At 70.1% G+C, this 16,741-nt stretch carries 14 protein-coding genes; 10 read left to right on the top strand and 4 right to left on the bottom strand.

Translation table 11 applies throughout. The features are described from left to right. Positions 1-35: 35 nt before the first annotated feature. Complete coding sequence (locus BLW76_RS27785; protein WP_091312640.1) at positions 36-416, bottom strand: hypothetical protein; 381 nt, start codon at positions 414-416, stop codon at positions 36-38. A 77-nt stretch (positions 417-493) separates the two neighbouring features. Between BLW76_RS27785 and BLW76_RS27780 the strand changes: the two genes are divergently transcribed. The 7 genes from BLW76_RS27780 to BLW76_RS27750 all read left to right on the top strand — a co-directional run bounded on the left by BLW76_RS27780 (position 494) and on the right by BLW76_RS27750 (position 11,377). Beyond that, positions 494-4,843, top strand: a complete 4,350-nt coding sequence (locus BLW76_RS27780) for a hypothetical protein (RefSeq protein ID WP_091312637.1) — start codon at positions 494-496, stop codon at positions 4,841-4,843. Between the two features lie 76 nt (positions 4,844-4,919). Then, positions 4,920-5,603 (top strand): Crp/Fnr family transcriptional regulator, encoded by a 684-nt coding sequence (locus BLW76_RS27775; RefSeq protein ID WP_143060693.1) that lies wholly within the window; start codon positions 4,920-4,922, stop codon positions 5,601-5,603. Positions 5,604-5,664: 61 nt separating this feature from the next. Next, positions 5,665-6,363: a Crp/Fnr family transcriptional regulator gene (locus tag BLW76_RS27770; RefSeq protein WP_091312632.1), complete on the top strand. Its 699-nt coding sequence runs from the start codon at positions 5,665-5,667 to the stop codon at positions 6,361-6,363. 82 nt (positions 6,364-6,445) lie between these two features. After that, entirely contained in the window at positions 6,446-7,951 is a 1,506-nt protein-coding gene (locus tag BLW76_RS27765) for a hypothetical protein (RefSeq protein ID WP_091312631.1), read from the top strand. 177 nt (positions 7,952-8,128) lie between these two features. Beyond that, positions 8,129-9,880, top strand: coding sequence for a hypothetical protein (locus BLW76_RS27760; protein WP_091312628.1), 1,752 nt, complete (start codon positions 8,129-8,131; stop codon positions 9,878-9,880). A 1-nt stretch (position 9,881) separates the two neighbouring features. Next, positions 9,882-10,127, top strand: a complete 246-nt coding sequence (locus BLW76_RS27755) for a hypothetical protein (protein WP_091312625.1) — start codon at positions 9,882-9,884, stop codon at positions 10,125-10,127. Continuing rightward, positions 10,124-11,377, top strand: coding sequence for a CHAT domain-containing protein (locus tag BLW76_RS27750; protein WP_091312624.1), 1,254 nt, complete (start codon positions 10,124-10,126; stop codon positions 11,375-11,377). Before BLW76_RS27755 ends, BLW76_RS27750 begins: the two co-directional genes overlap by 4 nt. A 5-nt stretch (positions 11,378-11,382) precedes the next feature. On the opposite strand, the gene BLW76_RS27745 is transcribed toward BLW76_RS27750, so the two are convergent. Together BLW76_RS27745 and BLW76_RS27740 are read right to left on the bottom strand one after the other, a co-directional pair. Next, positions 11,383-12,513, bottom strand: coding sequence for a hypothetical protein (locus BLW76_RS27745; RefSeq protein ID WP_091312622.1), 1,131 nt, complete (start codon positions 12,511-12,513; stop codon positions 11,383-11,385). Further along, positions 12,510-13,157, bottom strand: a complete 648-nt coding sequence (locus BLW76_RS27740; RefSeq protein ID WP_091312619.1) for an SMODS-associated NUDIX domain-containing protein — start codon at positions 13,155-13,157, stop codon at positions 12,510-12,512. Before BLW76_RS27740 ends, BLW76_RS27745 begins: the two co-directional genes overlap by 4 nt. Positions 13,158-13,307: 150 nt before the next feature. Here BLW76_RS27740 and BLW76_RS27735 point away from each other — a divergent pair, with 150 nt between their 5' ends. The 3 genes from BLW76_RS27735 to BLW76_RS27725 all read left to right on the top strand — a co-directional run bounded on the left by BLW76_RS27735 (position 13,308) and on the right by BLW76_RS27725 (position 15,371). After that, positions 13,308-14,132, top strand: coding sequence for a hypothetical protein (locus tag BLW76_RS27735; protein WP_143060692.1), 825 nt, complete (start codon positions 13,308-13,310; stop codon positions 14,130-14,132). Positions 14,133-14,237: 105 nt separating this feature from the next. Beyond that, positions 14,238-14,999, top strand: a complete 762-nt coding sequence (locus tag BLW76_RS27730; protein ID WP_091312615.1) for an FHA domain-containing protein — start codon at positions 14,238-14,240, stop codon at positions 14,997-14,999. Then, a complete protein-coding gene (locus BLW76_RS27725; RefSeq protein ID WP_091312614.1) occupies positions 15,000-15,371 on the top strand; it encodes a hypothetical protein in 372 nt (123 codons plus the stop codon). Here the strand turns inward: BLW76_RS27725 and BLW76_RS27720 are convergent. After that, on the bottom strand, positions 15,368-16,681 hold the full coding sequence (locus BLW76_RS27720) for an MFS transporter (protein WP_091312611.1): 1,314 nt from the start codon (positions 16,679-16,681) through the stop codon (positions 15,368-15,370). The genes BLW76_RS27725 and BLW76_RS27720 overlap by 4 nt on opposite strands. Positions 16,682-16,741: the final 60 nt, after the last annotated feature.

Below are 16,741 nucleotides of genomic sequence, written 5' to 3'. Positions count from 1 at the left end.
GACTCCGCCTGGACCCACTCGAACGGACCATCGGGTCACGCGTTGTCGGGCTCGCCGGGCTCCATGGCGACACCGAGGAGCGCACAACACGGTGCACCACCAGGCGCGGCCACGACCGTGCGATCGCAGTGACTCAGCGGGCACCGGTGCGCAACGCGGAACTGCCCGCGAAGCCACGGCGGCGTCTTCCCGGCCGTCTCGCCTTCGCGGGTGACCTGCGTTCTGCCGTTGCGCAGCAGCCGGTCGATCTTCCCGGTCAGCGCGCTCCAGCCGTCGAGCGTGTCCAAACCCGCGCGGGTGTCCGCCAGCAGATCCTCGAACCGATCGCGTTCCTGTATCACGGTTGCTTCGTCGCGGATCTGTGGTAGGCGGATGCAGATATCGGCCCACAGCTTGCCGTTGTCGTCGCCGGGCATTCGTTCTCCGATCACCTGGGGTGCGGTTCTTCGGTGTGTTTCGGTGTGTAACGTGGCACATCACGCAGGAGGTGTCGATGTCCTCGGTCCCGGAAATCGTTCCCGACGACATCCCCAGGGAGATCCTGGGGAGGGTGCATGACGCGGTCTTGCGGATCACCGTGTCCCGGCAAGGGTGGCACGGCCCGGTCGAATCGGTCGGGATCCGGCGGGTCATCGCCGGCGGGCGCAGTGGTGCCCTGGTGCTGGACGTGGTGCTGCGAGCAGGTTCCGAACGCCGTCAGCGGGTGATGAAAATCGGGCCGCCCGCCGAGATAGCGGCGGAGTTCGAGAATTTCCGGTGTTTTCTCGATGATTACCCCTCGGCGGTGTGCGCGCCCATTCAAGAGGTGACGGACGGGGCGCGTGAGGGGGTTGAGGAACCGGGAGCCGAAACCGAGTGCGTCGTCTATGCGCACGTCGAGGACTACGCCGGTCGAGCGGAAGTGCCCGCGGTGACCCTCGAAGACGTCGTCCGGGAGGCGTTCGGTGGTCGGGAAACCGAGCTGGAACTCGCCCGGGGGCTGATCGTCGCGTTGTTCGACGCGATGGCGACGCCGTTCCACAACCGGCAGGTGGTGCGAGCCGAGCGCAGCCTGCGCGACCTCAATCCCACGCTCGGGCCGGACCTCGTGGTAGAACCGGGCGTAGTGGCCGCGGAGCTGTCGTACCCGGAAGACGTCCTGCAGGCTTCCCTCGGGGAGGAGGGCTTCGTGCCCGGCGCGCCGATCCGGCTGGCCGATCCGGCTCACTCCGTCGTCCGTGTCGTCCTGCGCCCGCCGGGTGACGGCCCGATCGCGGGCACGGTCGTGAGCAGCAGGTTCGCGCAGCGTCGGGCACGCTTCGACGAGTCGTTCGACACCCTCGAGCGCGCGGCGGACGCCGTGGTGGCCGACGGTGTGCGCACGGCCGATCCGGCGCGCGGGCTGCGGCGCGTGCTGACCGATCCGCAGCTCGGCCGGGTGCGCGGGGTCGTGCACGGGGACCTGAACGCCCGCAACGTCATGTGCGTGGATGGTCGCCCGGTGCTGATCGACTTCGCCAAGACCGGCGACGGCCAGCCGGTCTTCGCCGACGCCGCGTGGCTGGAGATCAGCCTGCTCCGGGACGTGTTCGCAGAGCTGCCGTACGGCGAACTCGTCCGAGTGCAGCGGCTGCTCGCCTTGGCCGTCCGGCTGCCGCAGCCCGGGACGGACGACCATCTGGCGAAACTGCTTCAGGGGAAGTCGGAGACCGCCTTCCGGATCCTGGCGAAGATCCGGTCGAGTGCGACTCGCGCCTACCCGCGCGAGGTGGTCGCCTGGCGGGACTACCTCGCGCAGGTGCACTTCGCGGCTTATCGGACCGCGAAGTGGGAGGACGAGGCCCAGTCCGCGGCCAAGCTCCGCGCGGTGCACGCCGCGGCCGCGGCGGCCACCGAATGGCTCGTGGACGACGACCCGTTCGCACACTGGACGAAGCCGGGCGAGGTGCTGGAGTGCCTGGCCGGCTTCGCCGACCCGTCTGATGCCGAAGCCGTCGACGTCGTCGCCAGGCTGGTTGCGGCCGTCGACCGTGTGGGCCGGCCGCCGCTGGAGCTGAACCTGCACGAGCTGAGTGATCGGTACGTGGCCAGGCACTTCGTGGCCGAGGCTCGCGAACTGGTCATCGAGCTTTCCCGGGAGCACGACGACTTCCTGGCCACTGTCCCGGAAGACCGGACAAAGCCGCTCGTCCTCGTCGGGGGCGCCGGAAGCGGGAAGACCCGTATTCTCCGCGAGCTCGCGTACCGGGCCGCGATGGACATCGTCCGCCCCGCCGGGGCGGCCGGACGGAAGATGCCGCGGTTGCTCGACGCCGGCCGGCTGCTCGCCGACGGAACAGAAGGCGTGGGACTGCCGCGAGAGGCCCTCGTCCTCGGTGCGGTCCGGCTGCTCGTGGACGGCGTCGACGACGTCCCGTTCGCCGACCGTGGGCGGCTGTTCCGGTACGTCGCGGCCTTGCACGAGCGGTTCCCGCGCGTCGCTGTGGTCGTGGCCTCCCGGAATCGGGACCAGGCGGAACGCGCCGGGCTGCCGACGAGGCAGATCGATCCGTGGAACCCGCACTGTGCCCTGCGATTCATCGCCGGGGGCCGGACGCGCGCCCCGATCCCGGAAACGGATTTCCCGGATCTCCATCGCGAGCTCGACGCCCTCGGGGGCGCCACCCCGGGCATGCTGGCGATGTATGTGGATGTTGTCCGCCGGCGGCGTCGGACGATTCCCCTGGCCGAGGTCTACCACGAGTACTTCGTGGCCCGGCTGGGCGACATCGATCCCACCGGCCTCGCCGAGGCCGCGGAGGTGAGCGTCGATTCCGGCGGCCCCACGCCCCCGCCGGTGCCGCTCGAGGAGTTCCTCGCGCGCGGCATCCTCCGCCGGGAAGGCGGGAAGGTGCTCTTCAACCACGGGATCGAACGGGACTTCTTCGCCGCGATGGCCCTCACACTCGCGTCGGAGGAGCAGGTGTGCGAGCGCGCGCGGCGATTCGCCTGGCGGCCGGTCACCTTGCTGGCAGCCCGGCTGCCCGAGGTGCCGGACGGTGTCGTGGCCACTGTCGTCCGGACGGTGGCCACCGCCGATCCCGGATTCGCCGCGAGGCTTGTGCGCCTGCGGCCGTCATTGCCGTGCTGCTCGGAATTCATCGCCGCCCAGTCGGCGATCCTCGGCGATCCGCAGCAGGGACAGTTCGCCGCGCTCACCGCGGTCGAGGCTCTCAAGGTCGTGGGAACGCCTGAGGCGCTGCGGCAGCTCAGACGACGGTTGACCGAGGAGTCGATGCCACCTTCACTCTTGAGACCGGCGCTGAGTGCCCTGATTCCCCAGCCGTCGGAGCCCCGAGACGTCACGGTGCCGCCGGGCTGGCTGCGTGACCTGCTCGCCGAGCTCCTCGACGTGGGACGTCCGCCTGAGGTGCAGCGTGAAGTCATGCGTGTCACCACTGCCTGGAGCGTACGCGGCCTCGAGCTGCTCTTGGCCCAGCTGATCACCGCGGCCGACCACGGCGTCGCCCAAACGGCCGACGAAAAGCTGTCCGCGTTGAAGGTGGTGCTGCCCGGCGCGCTGCGCACCGAGCGGCCGCGGCTCGTCGCGGCGCGTTTGGCCGAGATCGAGCGGCTGCTGCCCACGCTGTGGCGGGACGAGGAGATCCGGGCGGCACAGGCGGAGCGGGTCGAACAGCTGCGGCGGCTGGACGACCCGGCGCACTGGCTGCCGCGGCTGTACTCCTACGGCATCCGGCACGAGGTGGCCGTTCGGCTCAAAGGCGAGCTCGACGACCCGGTCGACCTGGGCGCCCTGCGGCGTCTGGCGGACCTGGACGTCGGCGACGCCAATGCCCTGGCCTACCGGATCATCGCGGAGCACCCCCGGCTGCGGGACGATCTGGTACTTGCCGCCGACGCCGGTTCGCCGAACTCGGTCCTGCTCATTGCGGCGGCAGCCGTCAAATCGGCGGCGACGGTGGAGCACGCCGCCGGGCTGGTGGCAAAGCTCGCCGAGGAGGACTCGGGAGAACGGATCGAAGGCTTGGCGGCCCTGGCCCACGCGGTGGCCCAGGCCGATCCGGCTCGGGGGTTCCGGATCAGCCGGAACGCCGCGCGCCGGCTGCGGGAGCGCGCCGTCCCCGCACGCCTGCACTGGCCGTGGACGACGATGCTCGCGTACACCCGGCCCGACCCCGCGGAACTGGACGTCCTGCTGGCCGAGGGGGTGGCCGATGCCGTGGCCGAACTGGCCGTCTTGTGTACGGCCCTGGACGGGGCGTCGGGTGACCCGGTGCCGCTCGGCGAGGCCGCTCGCCGTTTCCTGCTGGCCGATCGGAGTGACGAACCGGTCGTGCGGGCCTTGGCGTTGTGCGCGGCCGGGCTCGCGGAGGGGCTGCCGCAGATCGCCGAACTGATCTCCGCCAACGATCCGGGCGCGACGGCCTCGACGATCGCCTCGGGCCGGTATGGCCGGCTCGAACTCGCGCCCCTGGCGGAGGTCTTGCCGGCCTACGGGCAGCTGGCCCTCCGAAGCGGGGAAGCCGACACGGCACTCCGGCTCTTGAGAGGTCTGGACTGCACCGGTCAGCACCCCAGCGTCGCGGAGGGGAAGGCGATCGCCCTGGGGTACCTCGGCGACTGGATCCCGGTGGTCGAGGCAGCGGCGGGGGACGGCGGGCGGCTGGATACCGCGGCGAGGCGAACACTGCGCAAGTGGGTGCCCGGCCCCGCCACGCCGGCGAGCCTGTGCGAGCCCGGTGCGATCGCGTCGTGGCTCAAAGCACGTCTGACGGACGCGGCGCTCCCACCCGGCCCGCGCTCGCTCACCCGGGAATTGCTGCTCGAGATGGAGGCCCGGCACGGTGCGCTGCTCCCGGACTGACGCTACGCCGAACGGGTAGGAGCGCTGGTGGCCGGGCCGCCCGGCCTGCTGGGGTAGGGGCGGGGAGGTGACGGCGGTGAGCACTACTTCAGCCGGTCCGGGTTTGTTCGCCGCGCTACCCGCTTCCACGGTGCACGCGCTGCTGGGCGTCGGCGTCGAACGCCGGTTCCGGCCCGGCGAGGTGCTGATGCTCGAAGGTGAGCTGACGACCCACGTGATCCTGCTCCTTTCCGGTTGTGTGAAGGTCACCGCGACCACGGTCGACGGTGGCCGCGCCTTGCTGGCCGTCCGGTTACCCGGCGAGCTGATCGGCGAACTGGCTGGATTGGACGACAAACCGCGCTCGGCGACCGTCACGGCCGTCGGCCTCGTCAACACCCGGGTGATGACACAAGCGGTCTTCCAGGCGTTCCTGAGGGACCACCCGGACGCCGGGGTCGCCGTGAGCCGATCGGTGGCGGCGAAGCTGCGGTGGGCGACCGACCGGCGGATCGACTTCAGCGGGTACGACGCCCCGGTCCGGGTGGCTCGCGTCCTGGCCACTCTCGTGCGCTCCCACGGCACTCGCACGTCCCGCGGCTGGGAGATCGGATTCCCGTTGTCGCAGCCGGAACTGGCGGCCTTGATCGGTGCGGCCGAGCCGACGGTGCACAAGTCGCTGACCGAACTGCGCCGCAAGTCCGTGCTGGAGACGGGCTACCGGAAGATGACAATTCTCGACCTGCCCCGCCTGCAGCGACTGGCGGGCCTGCCTGACTGAGCCGGGGGAATCCCGTTCTTGCACGGGGTTCCCAGGTTCGGGGCACGGCACAGTCCGACCCGTGAACGCCCCTTCCTGGCCACCCTCTTCCTTGCTCGGCCGGCTCCGCGGCAGGGACGCCGACGCCCTGCTGGCTCTGGGTACTCCGGTCGGCTATCCGCCGCAGCAGCGCATCATCCGGCAGGGTGATCCGGCTCAGTATTCGCTGCTGGTCATGCAGGGATCGGTCAAGGTCGTCGTGGGCACCGAGCGCGGCCGTGACGTCGTCATCGCGGTGCGCGGCCCGGGTGACCTCCTGGGTGAGATGGCGACCCTGGAGCGCCGTCCACGGTCGGCACACGTGATCACCTGTTCGGCGGTACAGGCCCGGATCATCCACAGCCCCGAGCTCACCGATTTCCTCGGCCGCAACGTCGAAGTGAGCCTTGCCGTCGCCCGGATGCTCAGCGAGCGGCTCCGGTCGGCGGACCGCCGGGGGATCGATTTCGTGGTGTGCCCGGCTCCCGTCCGGGTGGTGCGGGTTCTGCTCGACGTCGTCCAGCAGCACGGTTCGGCCGCCGGACCGGAGCGGGAGCTGGGGATCCCGTTGTCCCAGGCCGAGATCGCCTCGATGGCGGGCACCGGGCTGAGCACGGTCGAGAAGGCCTTCCGCCGGCTCGAGTCGGAAGGAGTGCTCGGCCGCCGCTACCGGCGAGTGCTGATCGTCGACCTGCCGGCTCTGCGCCGATTCGGCGAACTTCCTGGCGGAATCCCGTACTAGTACGGCGTCGGCTGTCGCGATCTGTCACAGAGTGATCCACGTCAGCATGAGCCGCCCGAAAGAGTCGTCCGAGAGAGTGCACATGCCGAATCCCCGGGACCTGTTCCGCAAGAAGTTCCGCTCTCTGTTCACCGTGCTCGCCGCGGGCCGCACCGGACCCGCGCCCGGCGACCGGCTGTTCGCCAGAGCGCATCCGGAGCGCGTCACGGTGACCGAATGCCACCACTACGAACAAGAGATCTCCCGCAATCCGTCGATCGACCGCGTCGGGGCGCCGACCGGGCGGATCGAGATCGTCGTGCCGTTCGACGGGGCCGACCACTTCACCCGCCGAGCGTGTGCCGACGTCGCGCCCGCGCTCGAAGCCGGTGGAAAGGACCCTCGGAAGGCGCTGATCGGTCATTTGGCCTTCACCGGGCACCAGCACACCGACCTGGGAGCGGTTCTCGGGCTGGACGACAGTTACGGCGCCCTGCCGATCGAGGTACCGGTCGTCGGGCCGGATGCGCCGGGCGGCCGCCACGAGCTGCGCCGGGATCGGCAAACCGGGGTGATCTGGCACGAGTACCGGCCCGATCCGAACCTGCTCGAGGTGTACCCGGTGAAGGTCGGGATCGACTTGCTCGACCCCGACACCCTCGGAGGCGTGATCACGACCCACGAGCTCACGAACTTCGCGAACGTGTCCCAGCAGCCGAACTTTCGTTCCTACCTGTGGCTTCGGGTGACGGTCAAGGTCGTGCTTCCCTGGCAGGAGGGCCGCCCCAAGCTGTCGCCCGTCGTCGAACGCATTTCCCTGTTCTGGCCGACGATCACGTCGCTGAACGTCCTGAAGGTCGAGCACGGCACCTCGGACGGTGGCGAGCGGCTCATCACCTACAACCCGGTGGGCCGGACTATCGAGTGGCGGGACGTGCCCATGACGGTGGATGAGGACCACAAGCGGCGCGACGATGAGGTGTGTTTTTTGAGCGACACCATGGTGGTGTTGATCAGCCAGCCCGGCGAGCTGTACCGGCAGGCGAGCCTCGACGGCACGGTCGAGATCGAGATTCCGGATTACCTGCTTTCGGGAATGCAGACGAGGCTCTTCGACAGCACCGGCCGGCGGGTCGAGGACGGCCATCGGGAGAGCACTCGGCTCACCTCGAATGTCCGCCTGATCTTGGCCGACGCGTTCGCGAGGCGAATGCTCAAGCCACACCAGCACCTGTATTTCGACGAGGTCATCCCGGAGCAGGCCCGCATCGCCGACATCGAGAACGCATTGGCGGACCAGGGCTTCCAGGTGAAGTTCGCTGACAAGTCGGAGCCGGACGGTGTACGTCGATGGCAGGGAACGGCCAAACGCACTGAAGGACCGGAGACGATGTTCCTGCGGATCTTCGTCGAGGGAAGCCACCACGAGACCGAACGCACGGTCCACAAGCCCGGCGGCCACTCGTACACCAGCAAGCTGCCCAGTGGTGAGCTGAAGGTGTTCATGTACGGCGAGCTGCCGCGGGCAAGTCGCGCGGTGACTCGCGAGATGAATGCGCTGCACGCCGCAATCCGCGACCGGTTCGACCGAATCCGGGCGCTGCGGTGAAACCCGGGACTCGACGAGGAGTGCCACCGAATGCCTTATGAACTCCGCGAACGCGCCCCTCGCGTTCGCTGCCACAGCTGCGGTTCCGTCAAGATCTCCGCGGTCTGCCACCACTGCGGGCGACCCCTGTGCCGGGAGCACGTCCGCAGACCGGCGATCACGAGCGAATTCGAAGGATTGGGACTGCGCAGGACCCAGCCGCACCACTGCGCCACCCACGACCACGTCGTTCGGGCGTCGCTCCGGCAGATGTACTACGTGGCCGGCGGCATCGCCGCGGCGGGATTGCTCGTGTTGTTCCTGCTGCCGCTCGCCGGCGTGATTCTCGTGCTCGGAAGCGCCGGCGCCGCGGGGCTGATCCGGTACGGGGATCGCCGTCGTGACCGGGCCGCGCTGCTCGCCCGGCCGGCTTTGCCGGTCGTGCCCAGCATCGACTCGGTCGAAGTGCGGGAGGTCCTGCGTGGGGAGCTGGTCCTCGACGTGGACGGCACTTACCGGACGTCGGTGACACCGGTCGACGGCCACATCAAGGTCGAAACGACCTTCGGCCGCCCGGATCAGGACCGGCTGCGGGAGTACTGCAAGAAGTTCCGGCTGAGCAGCCGCGAAGATGTACCGTTCTCGGCGGGCTTCCTGGTCCTCCGCGGTCCGGCCGGGCTCGAGTTCACCGACCGGGTCGGCGGCGGACTGGTCGTCCCGCTGGCCGGCCTGGTGGGCACGCAGCCTTTCCTGGCTTCCCAGGACGGGCCCGTGAGCGCCAAGTGGCAGGTACGGCTGGGGCACCGCGTCACGGGGGTGCCGGGCCGGAGCGAGATCCCGTTGTGGCTCACCCCGGCGCTGATGCCGGAGTCGGACCAGCGCATCCTCCAGCTGGACCTGCAGTGGCTCGGCAACTGGCCCTCGGCGGAGTCGGGTCTCGACGCCGACCGCGTCGAGCGGCTGACGCTCTACGTCCCGGCCGCCTGGGGAAACGTCGAACACGTCGACGGAGCCACGGTCGGCAGTCGCGTCGACCCGGACAGCGGCCGCCGGCTGATCGAGTGGAAGCAGATCTCCCTCGACCAGAAAAAACGCCGGCACACCTTCGCCGTCCACTTCGAGGAGCAGATCCGGCTGAGCGATGTGATCAAGGGGGCGCTGGTCGTCTCGTTCCGCGGGGCGCTCTCCGGGCTGGAGGGAGTGGACCTGTTCGAGCCGCTCGGCGGACGACGACGAGGTGGTCAGTACACCGACGTCAAGACCGAGGTCACCGCGGACGTCGAACTGAGCCTGAACGGTGTCCGCTACCAGGACATCCGGGTCGTCCCGGATCCGCGCAAGGACGACCCCCTGCAGATCCCGGAGGCGCATGAGTTCCCCGGCGTGATCCCGGATCACGACACGCTCATCGCCCTCACCGACGCCATGAGCACGGACGGGTACTACGTCAAGCGGGTCATCGAGAACCCGCCACGCGATCGCGGCCGCGCCGACCTGGTCAACCGGGCCTGGGACGTCGCCGGACGCCGCTACTTCGGGGTCTACCCGGTCGACTTCCACCTCGTGCTGACGGGCGAGGAAGCCTACGGCAGCGATATCCGCGCGGAGGCCGGCAACACGAAGGTGCGGCTGTACGTCAAGGGCGCCTTCGCCAGCAAGGAGATGGAGGACGAGATCGAGTCGGTCTGGTACGGCTTGCAGGGCATCATCTCGGAGACCCTGCAGCAGCGCAAACCGGGCCGGTCGCACGACGAGCACCACGTCGGGGCGAGGCACCGCGCGTCGGACGTGCGAATCCAGGAGCTGAAACGGCGGCGCGAGAGATTCGAGGACGCGTTGCTGAATCGGCGGATCTCCGAAGACGTCTGCCGGGAAATCCTCGCCCACATCGATCGCGACATCGCCGAACTGGACGAAGGCTACGGCGGCAACCGGAACTGGGAGGGGTGAAATGGCCTGGAAGTGCAGTGACTGCGACACCGAGGAAGACGGCGAGGGAAAGGTCGTGGTCGACGCCGTCTGCCACCACTGCGGGAAACCGCTCTGCCGGTCGCACCAGCAGGCCGTGCTCGACGACGCCTTCGCGGTGACCGGCACCGGTGGCTTGATCCCGCTCGACCGGATCGCGCTGCACTGCGAGAGCTGCCGCCGGGCCCATCACCCGCGGGCCACGCTCATGGACGGGAGGACACGATGATCCACGCCGAAATCACGTCCGGCGGGCTCCACGCCGGTGAGGACGCGAACATCGTCGTGCACTTGCGCAACGACGGGCCGAAGCCGTGCACGAACATCCACTTCGCGCTGCGGCTGCCGGCGCAGATCCCGGCCCTGCGGGGCAACAAGGAGTTCGCGGTGCCCCGGCTCGACGCGGGCACCGAGTGGACGACGACGGTCAAGGTCCGGCCGTTGCGCCCGGGCTCCTGGACGGCGACCAGTGCGAACTTCTCGTTCCGCGACGACGTCGGCGGCGGTCACCGCATCACCGACTTCCAGGCCGTGCTCGACGTGGCGCCGCCCGTGGAGCTCCCGCCGGCGGAGCCGCCGAGGTTCGAGATCGAACTCTCGACCGTCCGCGTCGCGTGCGGGGAGTGGGACGCCGTCAAGGGCGAGATCGTCAACACCGGAGCCGCCGCCATCACCTGGGGGCGGCTCAGCCTGCAGGGACCGTTCTCGGTCGACCCGAAGGGGACGGCCGTCTCGCTCGGCCATCTCCCGCCCGGGGAGCGGGAATCATTCGAGTTCCACATCCTGGCCAGGGAAACGGGGCGGGCCGTTCCCGTCCACCTGACGGCGGTGTGCGCGAACGGAGCGGGTGGCCCGGTCGAGCGCAAAGTACGGCGAACCGTCGCGGTGGGGCACCTCGGGCAGCAGCAGCCCGGCACCGTGGAAGTCCTCTACCTGGCGGCCAATCCGACCGACACCGAGCGGATCAGCTGGGACGCCGAGTTGCGTGATGTGGAGGACACGCTGCGGATGGGCCGGCACCGGGACCGGTTCGTGCTCCGCCAACGCGGTGCGCTGCGCGTGCGGGACCTGACTCAGGCCCTGCTCGACTTCTCGCCGCGGATCGTGCACCTTTCGGGGCACGGCACCGAGGACGGGCAGTTCCTCGCCGAGGCCGCGGGAGGCGAAGGCCAGGTGCTTTCGGTGCCGGGGCTGGCCGCGTTGTTCGAGGAAGTCTCGGACACCGTGGAGTGCGTGATCGTCAACGCCTGTCACAGTGCGCGGCTGGCCGAAGCCCTCGCGGAACACATCAGCTACGTCATCGGCATGCGCAGCTGGCTCGGTGACCGTTCGGCCACGGACTTCAGCGTCGGGTTCTACCAGGCGCTGGTCGCGGGCCTGCCGATCGAGCCCGCGTTCAAGAGGGCCCGAGCGGCGATGGCTCTGGGTGACGAGCGCCTGCACGGGCGGCACGTCCCGGTGCTGTACCACGGCCAGTGAGGAAGTCAGAGCTGGGGTGTGTGCACCCATGCGCGTTCGGCGAAGGCCTTGTCGGGGAGGACCGCGTCGACCGGCTCGAACGCCGCCGCGTCGAGGTCGCCGCCGACGATGACATCGCCGAAGAGCACGTCGGAGACGATCAGGGCGAAATCGGCCGAGCGGTCCTGCACGAGCCGGGCCCTCAACGGCGCGCAGTCGAGCAGCCGGTGCACGGCGACGGTCACGGCGCCGACCCAGCCGTTCGCGCCCGGGGCGACGTGGCCTCGGTGCAGCGCCACCCGCAGCCTCAGCCGCGCCCGGTCACTCAGGTCGGCGTTGACGGTGGCCAGTGCAGTGCGGACACCTTCGACGAGCCGCGGGATGACGACCGTCTCGTCCAGCCCGGTGGGCAGAATCGCGAACTGGCCGTCGCCGGAGGGCTGGAGGTCGACTTCGTCTTCCGGGATTCCGGCGGCTCGCCTCGCCTTCGCCAGTACCTCCACGAGCCGTTCTTGCGACCGGGCCGCTTCCCCCGTGGTGAAGCGGCCGTACGCCACGGTGTCGGCCGCCATGCAGAGGCGCACGGCCGGGCTCCGGTGGCCGACCGGCCGGGGCGGCGGCACGGGGCGCTGTCCCCATCCCGACGGCAGGGTGACGGAGAACGGGACCGGGCCGGTGCCGGCGTGGAGCCGTCGGCGGTGCCAAGCAGGGCGCAGCAGGGTTCCGTCGAGCCGGTTGACGCCGGCCAGCTCCGCTTGGTCCAACGGTACCCACAGGGTGGCCCGGACTTCGGCGGTCCGGGGCGCCGCGCTCGCGCCGAGTGGATCGCCGACGAGCCAGCCGCAACCTTGCGGCAGTTCGGAGACGACCATCTCGGTGGCCGGCTCGGCCGTCGTGCCCGAGAGTTCGTGGACGCGCACCCGCGGATCGGAGAACCCGGCGATCAGGTACACGGCCCCGATCCGGGCGCGGTGACCGGCGGTTTCCCAGGCGTACTGCTGACGGATCTCCACCAGGCCCGTCCCTGCGGGGGCGTCGAGGGCCGGCTCGTCGGGCTCGGCCGGGTGCGCGGTCGGCACGCCGATCGTCACTTCACCGAGAGCGCGTTTCCGGGACGGGGTGCGCAGTTCGGCGACGCGCCGTTCGGAATCGGTCATCGCAGCGGCGGCAGATCCGGGGCGAGCCGTGACGGACCGGCGAGGAACGCGCTCTGCGGGGCGATCAGAGCGCGATCGAGGCGACCGTGGGCGATGTCGTCGAAACCAGCCAGCAGGACGCCCGGATACGCCTCGTCTTCGGCCACTTCAATCAGTTCCCGGCTCAGGCGTCGCGCGGCATGATTCGTCATCGCCAGCTCGCGCACGTCGAATCCGCGCAACTGCCGGTAGTGTTTGCCTGGCACGGATTGCGGACCTTCTTGGACGGTGCGGACGTTGGTGAACTCCAATTCCGGGACAATCCTGTCCAAGTGGTGGACGCCGACCTCGGCGAGCTCTTCGTGCAGTTCGCGACGTAGGCACTCGTCAGCGGTTTCGCGGTACGCCCCCGTCGCGAACCAGGTTCGGAACCGGCGCAGCGCGCCGGCCGGGAGAGTGCCGCGAAGGTCCGCTCTGAGCTTGTGGTGCGGAGAACCCGTGCGCTCGGGCTGGAACCCGAGCGCGTCCAGGATCCGGGCGGCCGGGGGGAAGAACTTGATCACTCCGCCCGGCGGTCCGAAGGCGCCCGGACGTTTGGGGGCGTCGAACAGTACAAAACGGTCGTCATCGGCGAGGCGGAGCAGGACGCTGAACGAGATCCGCACCCGTCCCCGGCGAGCAGGCAGGAATGTCGGTGGGGGTTTCACGATTACAGCCTCCCGTCGTCCGGAATCGTGACCTCGGTGATCGTAACAGCTTCTGCCGAAACATCGACTGTTCAGTGATTTGCGGGTTGTCCAGGAAGGAGAATGGTCGTGGGACTCTTCGGAGGCGGAGAATCGTTGTCGGAGGACTTTCGTGCTGCGTTGGCCGATGACGCGGGACACCACCGCCGGATGATCGCGAAGGGCGAGCCGAACATCCGGTCGTGCTTCCAGGACGGCGAGACTGTCCGGCTGATCGCCGTGGAGGACTTCACCGCGACGCACACCCTGGTGGTGACCGATCGCCGGTTGCTCGTCATGCGCAAGGGCGGCCGGGTCCTGGACCGTTCGGTCACGCCGGAGGAGATCCGAGACGTCGAGGTGCGCCCGACCGGCACCGGGTCGTTCCTCCTCGTGGTCGCGGGGCCGGGAACCACGGTCAAGTTCCAGCGACCCGGCGTCGCGTATTCCGTCGGGGAGGCGATCGAGAAGCTGGCCCGGCGCCGGCCGCCGGTCGAAACCGCCGCCTCGGGGTTCGCGGCGACCGACGGTCGGGCCGTCCCGATCCTGTACCCCGGTTTCTACCTGGACCTGCTGACCGAAACAGGTGTCCCGGCGAACCCGGAGAACGTCGTCAACCTGATCGAGCGGGTGTTCGTGATGGTGATGGGTCAGGCAGACGAGTACTTCCGCCAGTGGGGCGACGACGATGCGGCGCGGCGGTTCCACGACCGGTTCGACGGTGGCGGCCCGGAGGATCGCGTCCTCAACTCCGTGGACGACATGGTCGACTGGCTGTGGGCCTGGAACTTTCGCTGCCACACACCGCTGATGCAGCTCTTCCCGCGGATCCAGGCGCTCCTGCTGGAGCCGCACAGCTTCCTCCGGACCGGGAACGGTCGCGTCCCGTCCTGGGCCGAGTACCAGGAAGGCTGAGCGAGCCGGCGCCGAAGGTCTGAACGGGTTCACCCGTTCGCCGGATATCCCCGGCCCGTCGCACGGCTCTTCCTGTAAGGGAGCCGTGCGGCGGGAGGAGGGCCGATGGGCGGGGCGAGGATCGAGACGCTCGGTGGGTCCGGGGTGCGCCTGGAGGTGCGCCGGGGTTCGTGGCTGGTGGGGCGCGGGCCCGACGCTGACCTGCGGCTGCGCTCGGAGCAGGTGTCGCTGCGGCACGCCTGGATCCGGCAGGACGCGCGCGGCACCTGGGTGGCCGACGCCGGGTCGCGGAACGGGACCTGGGTCAACGGGCGGCGCCTGGCGCCGCGGCAGGACCACCCGCTGCGCGACGGTGACCGGCTCGAGTTCGGGCCGGTCTCCGCCGTCTACGCGGACGGGTCCGGGGCCGCGCACACCCGGACCTGGCAGCGTTCGCCGTCCGGCGGGGTCTCCTTCGGGGACGTGTCCGCCGGGACGATCAACAACGCCGGGCGCGACGTCAACAACAGCTACGACCACCGGCAGCAGCACAACTACGAGTTCAGCACGCCCGAAGGGCAGATGATCTCGGAGCTGGCCACCGGGCGGGGCGCCGGCCGCGCGGTCATGGTGCTGGGGCTGCTGACGATCCTGGCCGGGTTCGGCATCTGGGCGTCGGTGATCTTCCGGTTCATCAAGGCGGGCTCCGACGCGGTCTCGTCCGGGTCGTTCGACGCGCCGCCGCCGCTGCTCGGGCCGGAGGTCTTCGACGGCGTGCCGCTCGGGGTGGTCGGGTTCGCGCTCTTCGGGCTCGGCGGGGTCGTGCTGCTGATCGGACTGGTCATGGCCAAGGCGGCGCGCGAGCGGCGCCGGAACGGGAGGCGCTAGATGGACGGCATCCACTTCCACGGCGACGTCCGGGCCGGGACGGTCAACAACGCCGTCCACGGCGACATCAACACCGTCCACGGTGGACACCAGGAGATCCACCGCGGCTTCGACGCGCGGCAGGTCGCCGCCCTGGTGCGGTCGGTCCGCGCGGAACTCGACGCGGCCCGGCTGCCGCCGGCCACGAAGGACGCCGTGCACGACGCCCTCGACGAGGTCGACCGGGACGTCGTGCACGGCGGGAAGGACGCGGGCGCGAAGGTGCGCCGGGCCCGTGACCTGCTCCGGGACGCCGGCGGCCTCGCGACCGCCGGCGCCGGGCTGTGGACCGCGGTGCGGGCATTGGCCGCCGCGGTCGGCGTTCCGTTCTAGCCGTCCACAGTGGAGGCGACCACAGTGGACGGTGCCGCGAGTGTCCGGCCGCCCAGCTGCGCGGTCGGCACCCGGTAGGTTTCGCGCGCCGTCGCCGCGGCTCCGGCCGCCACCACGCACACCGCGGCGGTGAAGATCGCGACGCCGAGCCAGTCGTCGCGGCCCGAGCCGATCGCCGCGACCACGCTGGGGGCGAAACCCGCCACCGCGAAGCCGATCTGGGTGCCGATCGCCATGCCGGACAACCGGACCTGGGCGCTGAACATCTCGCCGTACAGCGACGGCCAGACCCCGTTCACGCCGGAGTAGGCCACCCCGAACAGCACGATGCCGAGCCCGAACAGCAGCGCGTACGAGCCGATCGAGATCGACCACAGGTACGGGAAGATCAGCACCCCGCAGGCCAGGCAGCCGGTGATGAACACCGGCTTGCGCCCGACGCGGTCGGCGAGGCCGGCCAGCAGCGGGATCGCCGCCAGCGCGACGACGTTGGCCAGCACGCCCACCCACAGCATCGGCGTGCGGGCGAGGCCGATCGTGTTGACCGCGTAGCTCAGCGCGTAGACGGTGAAGATGGTGCTGACCGAGGCGATCGTCGCCGCGACGACCACGCGCAGGACGTCGGCCCAGTGGTGCCGGAACAGCAGCGCGACCGGCAGTTTCGCCACCTCGGTGCGGGCGAACACCGGCGTCTCGTCGAGCTTGCGCCGGATCACGAAGCCGACGACGACCACGAGCGCGCTGCCCCAGAACGGCACGCGCCAGCCCCAGGTCAGCAGGTCCTCGGCGGGCAGCGCGGCGACCGGCAGGAAGATCGCGGTGGCCAGGATCTGCCCGGCCTGCGTGCCGCTCAGGGTGAAGCTGGTGAAGTAGGCGCGCCGGTGCTCCGGGGCGTGTTCCAGCGACATCGAGTTCGCGCCCGCCTGCTCGCCGGCCGCGGAAAGGCCCTGCAGCAGACGGAGCACGACCAGCAGGACCGGCGCGAGGACGCCGATGCTCCCGTACGTCGGCAGGCAGCCGACGCAGAACGTCGCGAACCCCATGAGCAGCAGGGTGAAGACGAGCACCCGCTTGCGGCCGAACCGGTCGCCGACGTGGCCGAGGACGAACGCGCCGACCGGCCGGGCGAGGTAGCCGACGCCGAAGGTGGCCAGGGCCAGCAGGGTGCCGGTGGCGGGGGAGGAGGCGGGGAAGAACACCTTGCCGAACACGAGCGCGGCGGCGGTGCCGTAGATGAAGAAGTCGTAGTACTCGAGCGCGCTGCCGATCCAGGCGGCCAGCGCCGCCTTGCGGGGCATCGATCCGGTCACGGGAACGATCTCCTGACATCCGTGCTTCGTTGCGCAGAGTTCGGCGGGGAAGCAATGTAC

The organism is Amycolatopsis tolypomycina, from assembly GCF_900105945.1.
Lineage (GTDB): Bacteria > Actinomycetota > Actinomycetes > Mycobacteriales > Pseudonocardiaceae > Amycolatopsis > Amycolatopsis tolypomycina.
The sequence above is the reverse complement of the archived record's forward strand: the minus strand, read 5'-3'. Positions and strand labels throughout refer to the sequence as shown.

Bases quoted from the DNA above. Each gene is read 5' to 3' on its own strand.
- BLW76_RS27785 (WP_091312640.1), bottom strand. From the start codon at position 416: ATGCCCGGCGACGACAACGGCAAGCTGTGGGCCGATATCTGCATCCGC.
- BLW76_RS27780 (WP_091312637.1), top strand. From the start codon at position 494: ATGTCCTCGGTCCCGGAAATCGTTCCCGACGACATCCCCAGGGAGATC.
- BLW76_RS27765 (WP_091312631.1), top strand. From the start codon at position 6,446: ATGCCGAATCCCCGGGACCTGTTCCGCAAGAAGTTCCGCTCTCTGTTC.
- BLW76_RS27755 (WP_091312625.1), top strand. From the start codon at position 9,882: ATGGCCTGGAAGTGCAGTGACTGCGACACCGAGGAAGACGGCGAGGGA.
- BLW76_RS27750 (WP_091312624.1), top strand. From the start codon at position 10,124: ATGATCCACGCCGAAATCACGTCCGGCGGGCTCCACGCCGGTGAGGAC.
- BLW76_RS27745 (WP_091312622.1), bottom strand. From the start codon at position 12,513: ATGACCGATTCCGAACGGCGCGTCGCCGAACTGCGCACCCCGTCCCGG.
- BLW76_RS27730 (WP_091312615.1), top strand. From the start codon at position 14,238: ATGGGCGGGGCGAGGATCGAGACGCTCGGTGGGTCCGGGGTGCGCCTG.
- BLW76_RS27725 (WP_091312614.1), top strand. From the start codon at position 15,000: ATGGACGGCATCCACTTCCACGGCGACGTCCGGGCCGGGACGGTCAAC.